We start from the raw sequence: 13,645 nt of genomic DNA on the forward strand, positions 1-13,645 counted from the left end.
CGCCGGACCCTGTGGCGTTGCGGACGTGACGTGAAACTGGTGACCCGCCGGCGGCCGGTCGCGGTGGACCGCGATCGGCTACTGACCGACAGCATGGCACCGTCGTGTGACCGGCGCATCTCGAACGTGCGACCAGGACGCTACCGACGCTTTGCCGAGCCCGGCCCGGGACGTCGGCCGCCAGGCCCTGTCGGACCCCGTCGTTACCGTGGCGTGGTGCCCGTCCTCCCGTCCGTCGGCCCCGCGCCCACACCTGCGCCCGCCGGCACGTCGACGACCCCACCCCCGGGCGAGGCCCACGGGTCCGTCGTCGAGCTGGCCGTGCGCGTGCCCCTCGACCCCGCACCCGTGCTCGCGTCGATGGCCGCGCGCGCGGTGCCGGGCGTCGAGAGCGTCGGGGACGGCGCGGTGCGGCGCCTGGTCGACCTCGGCGGCGGCCACGTCGCCGTGACCGCCGCCGTGACCGCCGAGGGCGTGGTGCTGCGGACCGACGCCCCGGTGCCGGCCGCCGCGCTCGCGCGGCTCGCGGACCGCTGGTTCGGACTCGCGGACGACCTCGCGCCCGTGCACGCCGCGCTCGGGGCCGACCCCGTGCTCGGTCCGCTGCTCGCGGCCCGCCCGCGGCTGCGCGTCGCGGGGCACCCCGACGGCTTCGAGACGGCCGTGCAGGCCGTGCTCACGCAGCAGGTGTCGCTGCGCGCGGGCGCGACGACCGGCGGCCGGCTCGCCGCGGCCTACGGGCGCCCGCACGCGTCGGGGCTGCGGACGTTCCCGACGCCCGCCGACGTGGCGGACGTCGACCCGGTCGCGCTGCAGGCCGTGCTGCGCGTGCCGCACGCCCGCGCCCGCGCCGTGCACGCGCTGGCCGTGGCGTGCGCCGACGGGCTGGTGCTGGCGCCGGGCGTCGACGTGGCCGCGGTGCGCGAGCGCCTGCTCGCGGTGCCCGGCGTCGGGCCGTGGACGGCCGACGTGGTTGCGCTCCGCGCGCTCGGCGACCGCGACGCGTACCCCGCGGGCGACCTCGTGCTGCGCCGCGCGCTCGGCGTCGAGCACCCGCGCGACGCCGCCGCCGCGGGCCGCACGTGGGCGCCGTGGCGCGCGTTCGCCGCGACGCACCTGTGGGCGTCGCGCGCCGTGCCGGTCTGACGGCACGCGCGGCGGACGGCGCCGCAGGGTCACCGGGCGGTGCCGGTCCGGTGACGGCAGGGTCACGATCGGGCGGAACCACCACGGACGGGCCCGACCGTCCCTACCGTGGCCAGGCATGACGCCACTGCCGCAGGGTCCCGCCCGTCGCCCCTCCCCGCGCCGCGGCCGCGCCGCGCTCCTCGCGCTCGTGCTCGCGGCGCTCGCGCTCGGGGGCTGCAGCTCCGGCGACGACGGCGGCGCCTCCGAGGCCGCGGCCGACGGCGCCGTGCGCGCGGGCGAGGACCCGGGCGTCGACACCGCCGACGTCGCCGCCGACGGGACCGCCTCCGGCCAGCAGGTCGTCCAGACGGCGCACGTGACGATGCTCGCGCCCGACCCGGTCGCCGCCGGTCACGCGGTCGTCGCGCTCGTCGAGCGCGTCGACGGCCGCGTCGACGCGCGCTCCGAGCGCTCGGGCGACGACGCGGGCGACCCCGGCTCCGCCGAGCTGACCGTGCGCGTGCCCGCGAGCGCGATGTCGACGATCGCCGACGACCTGCGCGAGATCGGCGACGTGCGCGACTTCCAGCTCGAGACCGAGGACGTGACGAGCGCCGCGCAGGACCTCGACGCCCGCGTCGCGGCGACCGAGCTGTCGGTCGCACGCATGTCGGACCTGCTGGCCCGCGCGACGACGAACGCCGACGTCATCTCCGCCGAGCAGGCGCTGACCGAGCGGCAGGCCACCCTCGAGCAGCTGCGCGCGGAGCGGGCGCGGCTCGCCGACCGGGTCGCCCTGTCCACGGTCTCCCTCGTCATCTACGCGGCCGACGCCGCGCCGGAGCAGACCGCCCCGGCGACGTTCCTCGACGGGCTGGGGACCGGCTGGTCGTCGTTCACGGCCGCCGTCCGCGGCGCGCTGGTCGTGCTCGGCGTGCTGCTGCCCTGGGCCCTCGCGGGCGGCGTGGTCGTCGCGCTCGTGCTCGCGTGGCAGCGGCGCCGCCGGGCCGCGGCGGGCACGGCGGGCGCGCCGACGCCCGGCACCCCCGCCGCCGCGGCTCCCGGCGCGGCACCCGCGGCGGGTCCGGTGCCGCCCGCGCGCGACCGTCCGTGACCCGCGGGGAGGCCCGAAGGTCCCTTCGCCGCCGTCCCCGCCGGTCGTAATCTCCTGGCAAAGAGCAGCCCGCAGGCGGCACCACGTCGCCCCCGCGGTGCGGCTCGCCGGGCACTCGCACGCCATCGCCCGGTCCCCCCGAAGGCGAAGGAGCTGCCGTGAGCGCCACCGTGACCGGTCCCCTGGCGGACGTGTCTCTCGCACCCGAGGTGCGTGCGGCCCTCGAGGCCAGTCCGCGACTCGTGATCCCCGCGACCCGCGAGGAGCTGTACCAGCTCGCGCTCGGCCCCGACGGCGGTCCCGTGTTCACGGTCGAGTACGACGTGAACGGCACGATGGTCCCCGAGGCGACCGTCACGCGCTGCCGCAACGGCGTGGCCGTGAACTACCCCGAGGACTACATGCGCCGGCGCGACCCGGACTGCATGCGGATCGCCGACGACCTGCCGACCGACAAGCCGCGCTACCGCGACGTGTTCGGCGCGGAGTTCGACCCGACGCGCGCCGAGACGCTCGAGTGGCTCGGCACGCAGGAGCTCGTGGTCGTGCCGTTCAAGGCCGGCGGCCCGCACTTCGGGTACCCGTCGCTCGCGATCGTGCCGCTCAACAGCGCGTTCTTCGCGCTCACGCTCGTCGACCTGCAGGGCTGGGTGACGTTCGACGAGATCGGCGCGTTCACGCCCCGCTCCATCCTCTACGTCGCGCCGCCGTTCCGGCACACGCACTTCGACAGCCGCCAGGTCGTCGTGCACAACCGGTCCGAGGTGCTGCACGAGGTCTGGGCGTACAACCTGTACCCGGGTCCGAGCGCCAAGAAGGGCGTGTTCTCGGTCCTGCTCGACATCGGCGAGCACGAGGGCTGGCTCACGGCGCACGCGTCGAGCGTGCGCGTGACCACGCCGTACGAGAACGAGACCGTGATCATGCACGAGGGCGCGTCGGGCGGCGGCAAGTCCGAGATGTGCCAGGAGATCCGGCGCGAGGGCGACGGGCGCATCCTCGTCGGCACGAACGTCGTGCGCGACGAGCCGTACCACATCACGCTCGGCGAGACGTCGAAGCTCGCGCCCGTGACGGACGACATGACGCTGTGCCACCCGTCCATCCAGAAGGGCAACGGGCGGCTGTCGGTGGCGGACGCCGAGGCCGGCTGGTTCGTGCGCGTCGACAACCTCACGAGCTACGGCGAGGACCCGGCGTTCGAGCGGGCCGTCATCGAGCCGCAGGAGCCGCTGCTGTTCCTGTCGATCGACGGCGTGCCGGACGCCACCGCGCTGCCGTGGGAGCACACGCTCGACTCCAACGGCAAGCGGTGCCCCAACCCGCGCGTCGTGATCCCGCGGACGTTCGTCAAGAACGTCATCTGCGAGCCCAAGGAGGTCGACGTCCGCACGTTCGGCGTCCGGATGCCGCTGTGCACGCGCGAGGCGCCCACGTACGGCGTCATGGGCATGATGCACATCGTGCCGCCGTCGCTCGCGTGGGTGTGGCGCCTGATCGCGCCGCGCGGCGACAAGAACCCGTCGATCGGCGAGAGCAAGGACGTCAAGAAGGCCCTCAAGCACGGTGGCATGGTCGCCGAGGGCGTCGGGTCGTACTGGCCGTTCTCGACCGGCACCAAGGTCGCGGCCGCGAACCTGCTGCTGCGCCAGATCGTCGAGAACGACCGCACGCGGTACGTCCTGACGCCGAACCAGCACATCGGCGCGTACAAGGTCGGGTTCTCGGCCGAGTGGCTGACCCGCGAGTACCTGGCGCGGCGCGGCGGCGGGCGGATCCTGCCCGAGCAGCTCACGCCGGCCCGGTGCGCGCTGTTCGGCTACCGGCCCAAGGAGATCAAGCTCGACGGCCAGCAGATCCGGCCCACGCTGCTGCAGCCCGAGTACCAGTCGCAGGTCGGTCTCGACGCGTACGACGCGGGTGCGCGGATCCTCACGGACTTCTTCAAGTCCGAGCTCGAGCAGTTCCTCACCGAGGACCTCGACCCGCTGGGCCGCAAGATCATCGAGGTGGTCCTGCGCGACGGCACGGTGGCCGACTACGAGGAGCTCACGCCGCTGTACGTGTGACGAGTGCGCCGGCCCGCCCGGCGTCCGAGGGGCCGCGTCCTGCGACGGACGCGGCCCCTCGGCGTCCCCGCCGCGCGCCGTGCTCCCCGCCCGCCGTTCTCCCGGCCCGCCGTTCCCTGCGCGCGCCGCGCGTGCCACGATGCCAGGAGGGTGATCGCCGGACCGACGCAGCGACGGGGTGAGCGATGTCGACCATCACGCCCGACCACGAGCGCCCCGGCGCGGCGCGGCAGGACGCGCTGCTGCCGTACGCGCGTCCCGCCGACGACGTGCTCGAGGCGCTGGGCAGCACGCGCGCGGGCCTGACGTCCGACGACGCGCGAGCCCGGCTGGCGACGACGGGACCCAACCGGCTGCCGACCCCGCACCGCCCGCACGCGGTCGTGCGGTTCGCGTCGCACTTCGACGACGTGCTCATCTACATCCTGCTCGCGGCGGCCGTGCTCAAGGCGTTCCTCGGCGACTGGGTCGACTTCGCGGTGATCCTCGTGGTCGCCGTCGTCAACGCCCTGGTGGGGTTCCTGCAGGAGGGGCAGGCCGAGCGCGCGCTCGACGGCATCCGCACGATGCTGTCGCTGGACGCGACCGTGCGTCGCGACGGCGCGTGGACCGACGTCGACGCCGAGACGCTCGTGCCCGGCGACGTCGTGCGCGTGCGCTCGGGCGACAAGGTCCCGGCCGACGTGCGGCTGCTCGCCGCGACGCACCTGCAGGTCGACGAGTCCGCGCTCACGGGCGAGTCGGTACCCGCGGCGAAGGACGTCGCGCCGGTCGGTGCCGACGCGGGCGTCGGCGACCGCGCGAGCATGCTGTTCTCGGGCACGATCGTCGCGACCGGCACCGGCAGGGGCGTGGTCACCGCCACGGGTGCCGGCACGGAGATCGGGCGCATCCAGTCGCTCATCGCGGACGTCGACCCCCTCGAGACGCCGCTGAAGCGGCAGCTGGGCCGGCTGGGCACGCTGCTGTCGCGCGGGATCCTCGTCATGGCGTTCGCGATGCTCGTGATCGGCCGCGTGGTGCACGACTTCGCGCTGCCCGAGCTGGTGTCGGCCGCGATCGGCTTCGCGGTCGCGGCCGTGCCCGAGGGCCTGCCCGCGCTCGTGACGATCACGCTCGCGCTGGGCGTGCAGCAGATGGCGCGCCGGCAGGCCATCACGCGCAAGCTCCCCGCGGTCGAGGCGCTGGGGTCGGTGACGACGATCTGCTCGGACAAGACCGGGACGCTCACGCGCAACGAGATGACGGCGCGCACGGTCGTCACGGCCGAGCGCACGTACGACGTCGAGGGCCTGGGGTACGAGCCGACCGGCGGCGTCACGCTCGACGGCACGCCCGCGCCGCTCGCGGACCACCCCGACCTGCACGCGCTGGTGCGGGCGGCCGCGCTGTGCAACGACGCGCGCGTGACGGCCGACGAGTCCGGCCGCTGGCGCGTCGTCGGGCAGCCCACCGAGGGTGCGCTCACGACGCTCGCGCTGAAGTCCGGTCTCGGCACCGCGGGGGCGCGGCGCCTCGCGGCGGTGCCGTTCGAGTCGGCGACGAAGCTCGCGGCGACGCTCGACCGTCTCGCGGAGGACGACGTGCGCATCCACGTGCTGGGCGCGCCCGACCGCCTCCTGGACCGCGCGGCGACGCAGCGGGCGCCCGGCGGCGGGACGGCACCGCTCGACGCGGCCACGTGGGAGCGCACGGTCGACGCGCTCGGCGCGCAGGGCCTGCGGGTGCTGGCGGCGGCCGAGCGGCGCGTCGACCCCGCGACGTCCGCGCTCACGCTCGCGGACGTCGACGAGGGGCTCACGTTCCTGGGGGTCGTGGGGATCGTCGACCCGCCGCGGCCGGAGGCCGTGACCGCGATCGCCGACTGCCACCGCGCGGGCATCGCGGTGAAGATGATCACGGGCGACCACGCGGGCACCGCCGTCGCGATCGCGCGCGAGCTGGGCATCGTGCCCGCGGGCGAGCAGGTCGAGGCGCTCACGGGCGCCGAGCTGGAGGCCATGAGCGCCGAGGAGCTGCGCACGCGCGTGCGCGACGTCGACGTGTACGCGCGCACGAGCCCCGAGCACAAGATCCGGATCGTGCGTGCGCTGCAGTCGCACCACGAGGTGGTCGCGATGACCGGCGACGGCGTCAACGACGCGCCCGCGCTCACGCGGGCCGACGTGGGCATCGCCATGGGGGTCAAGGGCACCGAGGCCACCAAGGAGGCGGCCGAGATCGTGCTCGCGGACGACAACTTCGCGACGATCGAGCGCGCGGTCGAGGAGGGGCGCCGGATCTACGACAACATCCGCAAGTCGGTGGTGTTCCTGCTGCCGACCAACGGTGCGCAGTCGCTCGTCATCCTCGTGGCCGTGCTCTTCGGCCTCGCGCTGCCGCTGACGCCCGTGCAGATCCTGTGGGTCAACCTCGTCACGGCGGTCACGCTGTCGCTCGCGCTCGCCTACGACCCGGCGGAGGCCGGGATCATGGACCGGGCGCCGCGGTCGCCGAAGGAGGCCGTGCTGTCGCGCCCCGCGCTCGTGCTCGTCGTGTGGGCGTCGCTGCTGATCGGCGGCGCGACGCTCGCGACGTACCTGGTCGAGAAGCAGCTCGGCGCCGGCGACGGCGTCGCGCAGACCGCCGCGGTGACGATGCTCGCGCTCGGGCAGACCGCGTTCCTGTTCTCGTGCCGGTTCCTCACCGGGTCGAGCCTGACGTGGCGCGTGCTCACCGGGAACCGCGTGGTGTGGATGGCGGTCGGCGCGCTGCTGGTGCTGCAGCTCGTGTTCACGTACGCGCCGTTCATGCACGACTGGTTCGACTCGGCGCCCATCGGGGCGCGCGACTGGGGCCTGACCGCGGCGTTCGCGGTCGCCGTCTTCCTGCTCGCGGAGCTGGGGAAGGTGGTCGCGCGGCGCGTGCGCGCGTGACGGGCCGCCCGACCGGCGAGCGGGTGGGCGGTCAGGCGGGCGTGCGCTCGGGCGGCACGAACCAGCTCACCGAGCGCGCGACGTCGCCCGCGCGCAGCCACGTGTGCCGCTCGGAGCGCGGGTCGTGGTCGTGCTCGCGCCACGCGACCATCACGTGCGTGCGCGTCCACCGGATCGCGCGCGCCGCGCGCCACTCCTCGGTGCCGTCGGACCACACGAGCCGGACGACGACCGCGACGTCGCCCTGCGGGCGCGTCGGGATGCCGTCGGGGACCTCGCTGTTGGCGACGTCCCGCGCGGGCGGGCGCGGCGGGGTCGAGCGGTCGGGCATGGACCCATCGTATCGAACACGTGTTCGACCGCATCCCGCTGGTGCGATCTTTCACCCGGACCGGACGGCGCGGCGCCCCGGGGGCGCCGTCACGCGACCTGGTGGATCCGCACCATGTTCCCGGCGGGGTCGCGGAACGCGCAGTCCCGCACGCCGTACGGCTGGTCGGCGGGCTCCTGCACGACCTCGGCGCCACCGGCCTGCACCTGCGCGAACACCGCGTCCACGTCGGACGTGCCGAGCACGACCGCGCCGTACGAGCCCTTCGCCATGAGCTCGGCGACCACGCGTCGCTCGTCGTCGGTGACGCCCGGGTCGGCCGCCGGCGGGTGCAGCACGACCGACGTGAGCGGCTGCGCGGGCGGGCCCACGGTGATCCAGCGCATCGCGCCGTGGCCGACGTCGTTGCGCACCTCGAACCCGAGCACGTCGCGGTAGAACACGAGCGACGCCTCGGGGTCGTCGGCCGGCAGGAACGCGAGATGGAGGAACAGGTCCATGCGGGCCACGCTAGGCCGACGCGCCCGCCGCGGACTTCTCGGATCCTGACGGGTCCCGACGCGGCCGCATGACCTGCTTGACGACGCACCCGGGGAGCCCCGCGCCCTGCCCGGCCGCGAGGCGCCGGTAACGCCCCGGCGAGACGCCGACGAGCTCGGTGAACCGCGTCGTGAACGTGCCGAGCGACCCGCACCCGACCGCGAAGCAGACCTCGGTGGCCGACAGGTCGCCGCGCCGCAGCAGGGCCATCGCGCGCTCGACGCGACGCGTCATGAGGTACGCGTACGGCGGCTCGCCGAACGCGGCGCGGAACCGCCGGCTGAGGTGCCCGGCGGACATGTGCACGCCCCGCGCGAGCGCCTCGACGTCGAGCGGCTGCGCGTAGTCCCGGTCGATGCGGTCACGCACCGTGCGCAGCAGCCGCAGCTCGCGCAGCCGCGCGTCCGCATCGGTCGTCATGGCACCAGCGTGCCCCTCCCGCGTGCGTGTGACCAGCGCCACGACGCACGACCGGCGCCCCCGGGAGCCGCGTGCGACGCTGGGCCGGACGTGCGCGCCGCGCACCAGGAGGGGTGCCATGCCGAGGGTTTACGAGGGCCGCGCGCGCGGTGTGCTCCAGCCCCACGTGCGGTCGACGCTCGTGCGGCGCCTGGACCGCGCGGCGCACGACCGCACCGCCGCGCGCCGCCTCGGCCCGCGCGCCGACGCCGCGCTGGTGCGGCTCTCGACCGCCGCGGACCGCTCGCGCCTGTGGTGGGCGGTCGGCGCGGGCCTGGCGCTGACGGGCGCGCGCGGGCGGCGTGCCGCGCTGCGCGGCCTGGGGTCGGTCGCGGTCGCGAGCGCCCTGGCGAACCTGCTCGGCAAGGTCGTGTTCGGCGGGGCACGCCCCGACGCGACGACGCTGCCGTGGGTGCGCCGGCTCGCGCGGCAGCCGACGTCGGGCTCGTTCCCGTCGGGGCACAGCGCGTCGGCCGCCGCGTTCGCGACCGGCGTCGCGCTCGAGTGGCCCGCCGCGGGCGCGGCCGTCGCACCCGTGGCCGGGGCCGTCGCGTACTCGCGCCTGCACGTCGCCGCGCACTGGACGTCCGACGTCGTCGCCGGCGCCGCGCTGGGGGCCGGGGTCGCGCTCGTCGGGCGACGGCTCGTGCCGTCCGGCGACCTGCCCGGCCCGGACGTCCCCGCGGGCCCGCCGGCCGTCGTGCCCGCGCTGCCGGAGGGCGAGGGCCTCACGGTCGTGGTCAACCCGCGCTCGGGCGCGTCGAGCGTGCGCCTGCGGCCCGTGACCGAGCAGGTGCGCGCGGCGCTCCCCCGCGCGCGCGTCGTCGAGCTCGCCGACGGCACGTCGGCCACCGACCTCGTGGCGCGGGCCGTCGCCACCGGCGCGCGTGCGGTCGGCGTCGCGGGCGGCGACGGCACGGTCGGCGCGGTCGCGCACGCGGCGCGCGCGCACGGCCTGCCGCTCGCGGTCTTCCCCACCGGCACGCTCAACCACTTCGCGCGCGCCGCCGACCTCACGTCGGTCGCCGCGACGGCCCGCGCGGTCGAGGCCGGCACCGCGGTGACGGTCGACGTCGGCGAGCTCACGGTCGGCGACGACGCCCCGGTGACGGTCCTCAACACGTTCTCGGTGGGCGTGTACCCCGAGCTCGTGACGACCCGCGACCGGCTCGCGCCGCGGCTGGGCAAGCCCGTCGCCGCGCTCGTGGCCGCCGCGCGGACGCTGCGCGCGGCCGAGCCCGTCGCGCTCGTCGTCGACGACGAGGACGGCCGCTGGTGGTCGGTCTTCGCGGGTGTCGACCGCTACCACCCCACGAGCCTGGCCCCCGTCGCGCGCCGTCGCCTCGACGACGGGCTGCTCGACGTCCGCGACGCGCGCGACGCGACGGCGCACAGCCGGCTGCGCACGTTCCTCGAGGCCGCGGGCGGCGACCTGGGTGCGCGCCTCGCGCACGCCGTGCCGCCCGTGCGGCGGCGGCTGGTCGTGCGGCAGCGCACCACGACCGCGCTGCACGTGCGGGCACGTGACGACGGGCAGCCGGTGGTGCTCGCGCACGACGGCGAGACGACCGACCTGCCCGCGGGTGCGACCGCGCACCTGCGGCTGCTGCCCGCGGCGCTCGTCGTCTACGCGCCGCACGACCCGCGCGACGGCTGACACCGCGACACCTGGGCGCGCAGGGCATGCACGGGCACGCACGGGCGCGTCCTCTACGATCGTCGACGCCGCGGGAACACGGCGATCCCCCGCCACGTTCCCCACGCGTCCCCCTTCACCGACCCGGAGATCCGATGGACCCCGACAGTCCCGGGCACAGTCCCGTGCCCCGCCCCTGCCACGCGACGACGCGACGGGGGGTGGGGCACCGATGTGGGTGATGACCCTGCTGCTCGGCGTGCTCGTCATCCTGGCGATCACCGCCGCGACCGCGTACTTCGTGGCGCAGGAGTTCGGCTACATGTCGGTCGACCGGTCGCGGCTCGCGGCCCGGGCCGAGGCCGGTGACGCCGGCGCGCGCAAGGCGCTCGACGTCACGCGCCGCACGTCCTTCATGCTGTCGGGCGCCCAGCTCGGCATCACCGTCACGGGCCTGCTCGTCGGGTACGTGGCCGAGCCGCTGGTCGGCGAGTCGATCGGCGAGGCCCTCGGCCTGGTGGACGTGCCGACGGGCGTCGGCATCGCGGTCGGCACCGTGCTCGCGCTGCTGTTCTCGACGTTCGTGCAGATGCTGTTCGGCGAGCTGTTCCCCAAGAACCTCGCGATCGCACGCCCCGAGCCGACGGCCGTGCGGCTCGCGACGTCGACCATCTGGTACCTGCGCGGGTTCGGCTGGCTCATCCGCGTGTTCGACGCGGCGTCCAACGCGCTGCTCAAGGTGCTGGGCATCGAGCCCGTGCACGACGTCGAGCACTCGGCGACCGCGCGCGACCTCGAGCACATCGTCGCGGACTCGACCGACCTGCCGCGCGAGCTGTCGGTGCTGCTGGACCGCATCATCGACTTCCCGCAGCGCGACGTCGAGCACGCCATGGTGCCGCGCTCGCGCGTCGACACGGTGACCCCCGACACGGGCGTCGCGCGCCTGCGCGAGCTCATGTCCGACGGGCACTCGCGCTACCCGGTGCTCGACGACGAGACCGTCACGGGCGTCGTGCACCTGCCCGACGTGCTGCGCTGCACCGACGCGTCGGCGACCGCGGCACGCCTGCAGCGCCCGGCCGCGCTCGTGCCCGAGTCCATGGCGCTGACCGACGCGGTGCGCCTGCTGGTCGGCTCGGACAACCAGCTCGCGGTCGTGATCGACGAGTACGGCGGCTTCGCGGGTGCGCTGTCGCTGGAGGACGTCGCCGAGGAGCTCGTGGGCGAGATCCACGACGAGCACGACCCGCTCGACGCGGCCGACGCGACCGAGCAGGACGACGGCTCGTGGCTCGTCGCGGGCGACGTGCACGTCGACGAGGTCGAGCGCGCGCTCGGCCGCGACCTGCCGCGCGACGACTACGAGACGATCGCGGGCCTCGCGATCGACGCGCACGGCGCGCTGCCCCCCGAGGGCACGGTCCTGGAGGTGCCGCTGCCGCCCGACCCGGCGCTGCTCGCCGAGGCGGGCGACCCGCCCGCCGAGGTGCTGCGCATCGAGGTCCTCGACGTCGACCGGCACGTGCCCTCGCGCGTGCGCCTGAGCGTCGAGCAGGCCGAGCCGGACGGGCAGGACGAGCGGGCCGAGCGGGCCGAGCAGCACGAGGACGAGCCCGCGGACGCCGCGGACCAGGAGGTCGAGCGATGAGCACGTGGGTCGTCGTCGTCGTGACGGTCGCGATCATCGCGCTGTCCGCGTTCTTCGTCGCCGTCGAGTTCGCGATGCTGGCGGCACGCCGCCACCGCCTCGAGGACGCCGCCGGCTCCAGCCGGTCGGCGCGCGCCGCGCTGCGCAGCTCGCACGAGCTGACGGTCCTGCTCGCGGGCGCGCAGCTCGGCATCACCGCGTGCACGCTCGCGCTCGGCGCGATCACCAAGCCCGCGGTGCACCACTGGCTCACGCCGCTGTTCGCGTCGTGGGGCCTGCCGGCCGTGCCGGCCGACGTGCTGGGGTTCGTCCTCGCGCTCGTCGTCGTGACGTTCCTGCACCTCGTGGTCGGCGAGATGGCGCCCAAGTCCTGGGCCATCGCGCACCCCGAGTCGTCGGCGCAGCTGCTCGCGCTGCCGATGCGCGCGTTCATGTGGGCCGTGCGGCCCGTGCTGCGCGCGCTCAACGAGACGGCGAACCGGATGCTGCGCCGCGTGGGCGTCGAGCCGGTGGACGAGATGGCCGCGGGCACCGACCCGGCCTCGCTGCGCCACCTGGTCGAGCACTCCGCGAACGTCGGCGCGCTCGACGCGGCGTTCTCGCGGCAGCTCTCGCAGGCGCTCGACCTGCAGCGCATGACGGTCGGGGACCTCGCCGACCCGAGCGCGGTGCCGGTCACGGTGCCGACGGGCGGGACGGTCGAGGACGTGCAGCGCGTGTCGCTCGAGAGCGGGCACCTGCGCATCCTCGTCGGCGACGGGGACGCGGTGTCGGGGGTCGTGCACGTGCGCGACACGCTCACGAGCGCACCCGACGCACCGCTCGCGCCGTTCGTGCGGCCGGTGTACGAGCTGCCGGCGGACACGCTGGTCGCGACCGCGTTCGCGGGCATGCGCGAGGGGCGCCACCACCTGGCGGTCGTCACGGGCGGCGAGCGCGCGCTCGTCGTGACGCTCGCCGACGTCGTGGAGCGGCTGCTGCCGCGCACGACCGCCGCACCGGCCCCCGCGGGGGTCTGACGCACGAGGTCCACGGGCCCGTCCCCTCGCCGGGGGCGGGCCCGTCGTCGTGCGCGGCCGGCGGGCGGCGTCAGTGCGTGCGGCGTGCGATGAGCCCGCGCACGGAGCCGAGGTGCTCGGCCATCGCGCGGCGCGCGGCCTCGGCGTCGTGCCGCTCGATCGCGTCGTAGACGGCGCGGTGCCCGTCGAGGGACGTGCGACGCCCCTCCTTGGTGGTGTGCGAGTGCCGGCGCACGCCCATGGTCCAGTCGGTCATGAGCGTGTGCAGCGTGCTGACCAGCGGGTTCCCGGCCGCACGTGCGACGAGCAGGTGGAACTCGATGTCGCACTCGAGCGACCCCTCGGCGCGGGTCTCGTCCGCCGTGCGGTCGAGCACCTCGCGGAGCTGGAGCAGGTTGGCGGCGGTCGCGCGCAGCGCCGCGAGCCCGGCCACGGCGGGCTCGACGATCTCGCGGAGCTCGGCCGCGTCGCGCTCCTCGCGCGACGGCGCGTCCGGGGCCGACAGGTCGAGCAGCTCGCGCTCGGCGCCGGTGCGCTCGACGACGACCGTGCCGCGCCCGGGACGGCGCTCGATGAGGTGCTTGTTCTCGAGCTCGTGCATGGCCTCGCGCAGCGTCGCGCGGGACACCTGGAGGGTCGCGGCGAGGTCGCGCTCGGCGGGCAGCCGGTCGCCCGGCGTGAGGCTGCCGGTCGCGATGAGGCGCTCGAGGTGGGCGGCGAGCACGACCGAGATGTTCTCGGTCCTGCGGGACAGGGGCGGGATCTCGACCGGGCTCACCTGGG

General features: G+C 75.8%; 11 protein-coding genes. 7 read left to right on the forward strand and 4 right to left on the reverse strand.

The genetic code is table 11. From position 1 onward, the window contains the following. The first annotated feature begins 216 nt into the window (after window positions 1–216). From GY42_RS07160 to GY42_RS07175, 4 genes are all read left to right on the forward strand, one after another. On the forward strand, window positions 217–1,146 hold the full coding sequence (locus tag GY42_RS07160; RefSeq protein ID WP_236686740.1) for a DNA-3-methyladenine glycosylase family protein: 930 nt from the start codon (window positions 217–219) through the stop codon (window positions 1,144–1,146). 118 nt (window positions 1,147–1,264) lie between these two features. Continuing rightward, the gene (locus GY42_RS07165; RefSeq protein WP_052748252.1) at window positions 1,265–2,242 is read left to right on the forward strand and encodes a DUF4349 domain-containing protein; all 978 of its coding nucleotides are present in this window, start codon (window positions 1,265–1,267) and stop codon (window positions 2,240–2,242) included. A gap of 158 nt (window positions 2,243–2,400) precedes the next feature. Beyond that, a complete protein-coding gene (locus GY42_RS07170; RefSeq protein WP_046528812.1) occupies window positions 2,401–4,311 on the forward strand; it encodes a DUF4914 family protein in 1,911 nt (636 codons plus the stop codon). 185 nt (window positions 4,312–4,496) lie between these two features. Continuing rightward, complete coding sequence (locus tag GY42_RS07175; RefSeq protein WP_046528813.1) at window positions 4,497–7,226, forward strand: cation-translocating P-type ATPase; 2,730 nt, start codon at window positions 4,497–4,499, stop codon at window positions 7,224–7,226. 31 nt (window positions 7,227–7,257) lie between these two features. On the opposite strand, the gene GY42_RS07180 is transcribed toward GY42_RS07175, so the two are convergent. From GY42_RS07180 to GY42_RS07190, 3 genes are all read right to left on the reverse strand, one after another. Then, complete coding sequence (locus GY42_RS07180; RefSeq protein WP_046528814.1) at window positions 7,258–7,557, reverse strand: hypothetical protein; 300 nt, start codon at window positions 7,555–7,557, stop codon at window positions 7,258–7,260. Window positions 7,558–7,646: 89 nt separating this feature from the next. Beyond that, window positions 7,647–8,057, reverse strand: coding sequence for a VOC family protein (locus tag GY42_RS07185; protein ID WP_046530668.1), 411 nt, complete (start codon window positions 8,055–8,057; stop codon window positions 7,647–7,649). Between the two features lie 10 nt (window positions 8,058–8,067). After that, on the reverse strand, window positions 8,068–8,517 hold the full coding sequence (locus tag GY42_RS07190; RefSeq protein ID WP_046530669.1) for a helix-turn-helix transcriptional regulator: 450 nt from the start codon (window positions 8,515–8,517) through the stop codon (window positions 8,068–8,070). 118 nt (window positions 8,518–8,635) lie between these two features. On the opposite strand from GY42_RS07190, the gene GY42_RS07195 reads away from it, so the two are divergent. The 3 genes from GY42_RS07195 to GY42_RS07205 all read left to right on the forward strand — a co-directional run bounded on the left by GY42_RS07195 (window position 8,636) and on the right by GY42_RS07205 (window position 12,862). Continuing rightward, the gene (locus GY42_RS07195) at window positions 8,636–10,213 is read left to right on the forward strand and encodes a bifunctional phosphatase PAP2/diacylglycerol kinase family protein (RefSeq protein ID WP_152667236.1); all 1,578 of its coding nucleotides are present in this window, start codon (window positions 8,636–8,638) and stop codon (window positions 10,211–10,213) included. 211 nt (window positions 10,214–10,424) lie between these two features. After that, entirely contained in the window at window positions 10,425–11,843 is a 1,419-nt protein-coding gene (locus GY42_RS07200; protein ID WP_046528815.1) for a hemolysin family protein, read from the forward strand. Further along, a complete protein-coding gene (locus GY42_RS07205; protein ID WP_046528816.1) occupies window positions 11,840–12,862 on the forward strand; it encodes a hemolysin family protein in 1,023 nt (340 codons plus the stop codon). Before GY42_RS07200 ends, GY42_RS07205 begins: the two co-directional genes overlap by 4 nt. Window positions 12,863–12,932: 70 nt before the next feature. On the opposite strand, the gene GY42_RS07210 is transcribed toward GY42_RS07205, so the two are convergent. Then, entirely contained in the window at window positions 12,933–13,640 is a 708-nt protein-coding gene (locus GY42_RS07210; RefSeq protein ID WP_052748254.1) for a FadR/GntR family transcriptional regulator, read from the reverse strand. Window positions 13,641–13,645: the final 5 nt, after the last annotated feature.

Source organism: Cellulomonas sp. FA1, from assembly GCF_000986825.1.
Taxonomy (GTDB): Bacteria; Actinomycetota; Actinomycetes; order Actinomycetales; family Cellulomonadaceae; genus Cellulomonas; species Cellulomonas iranensis.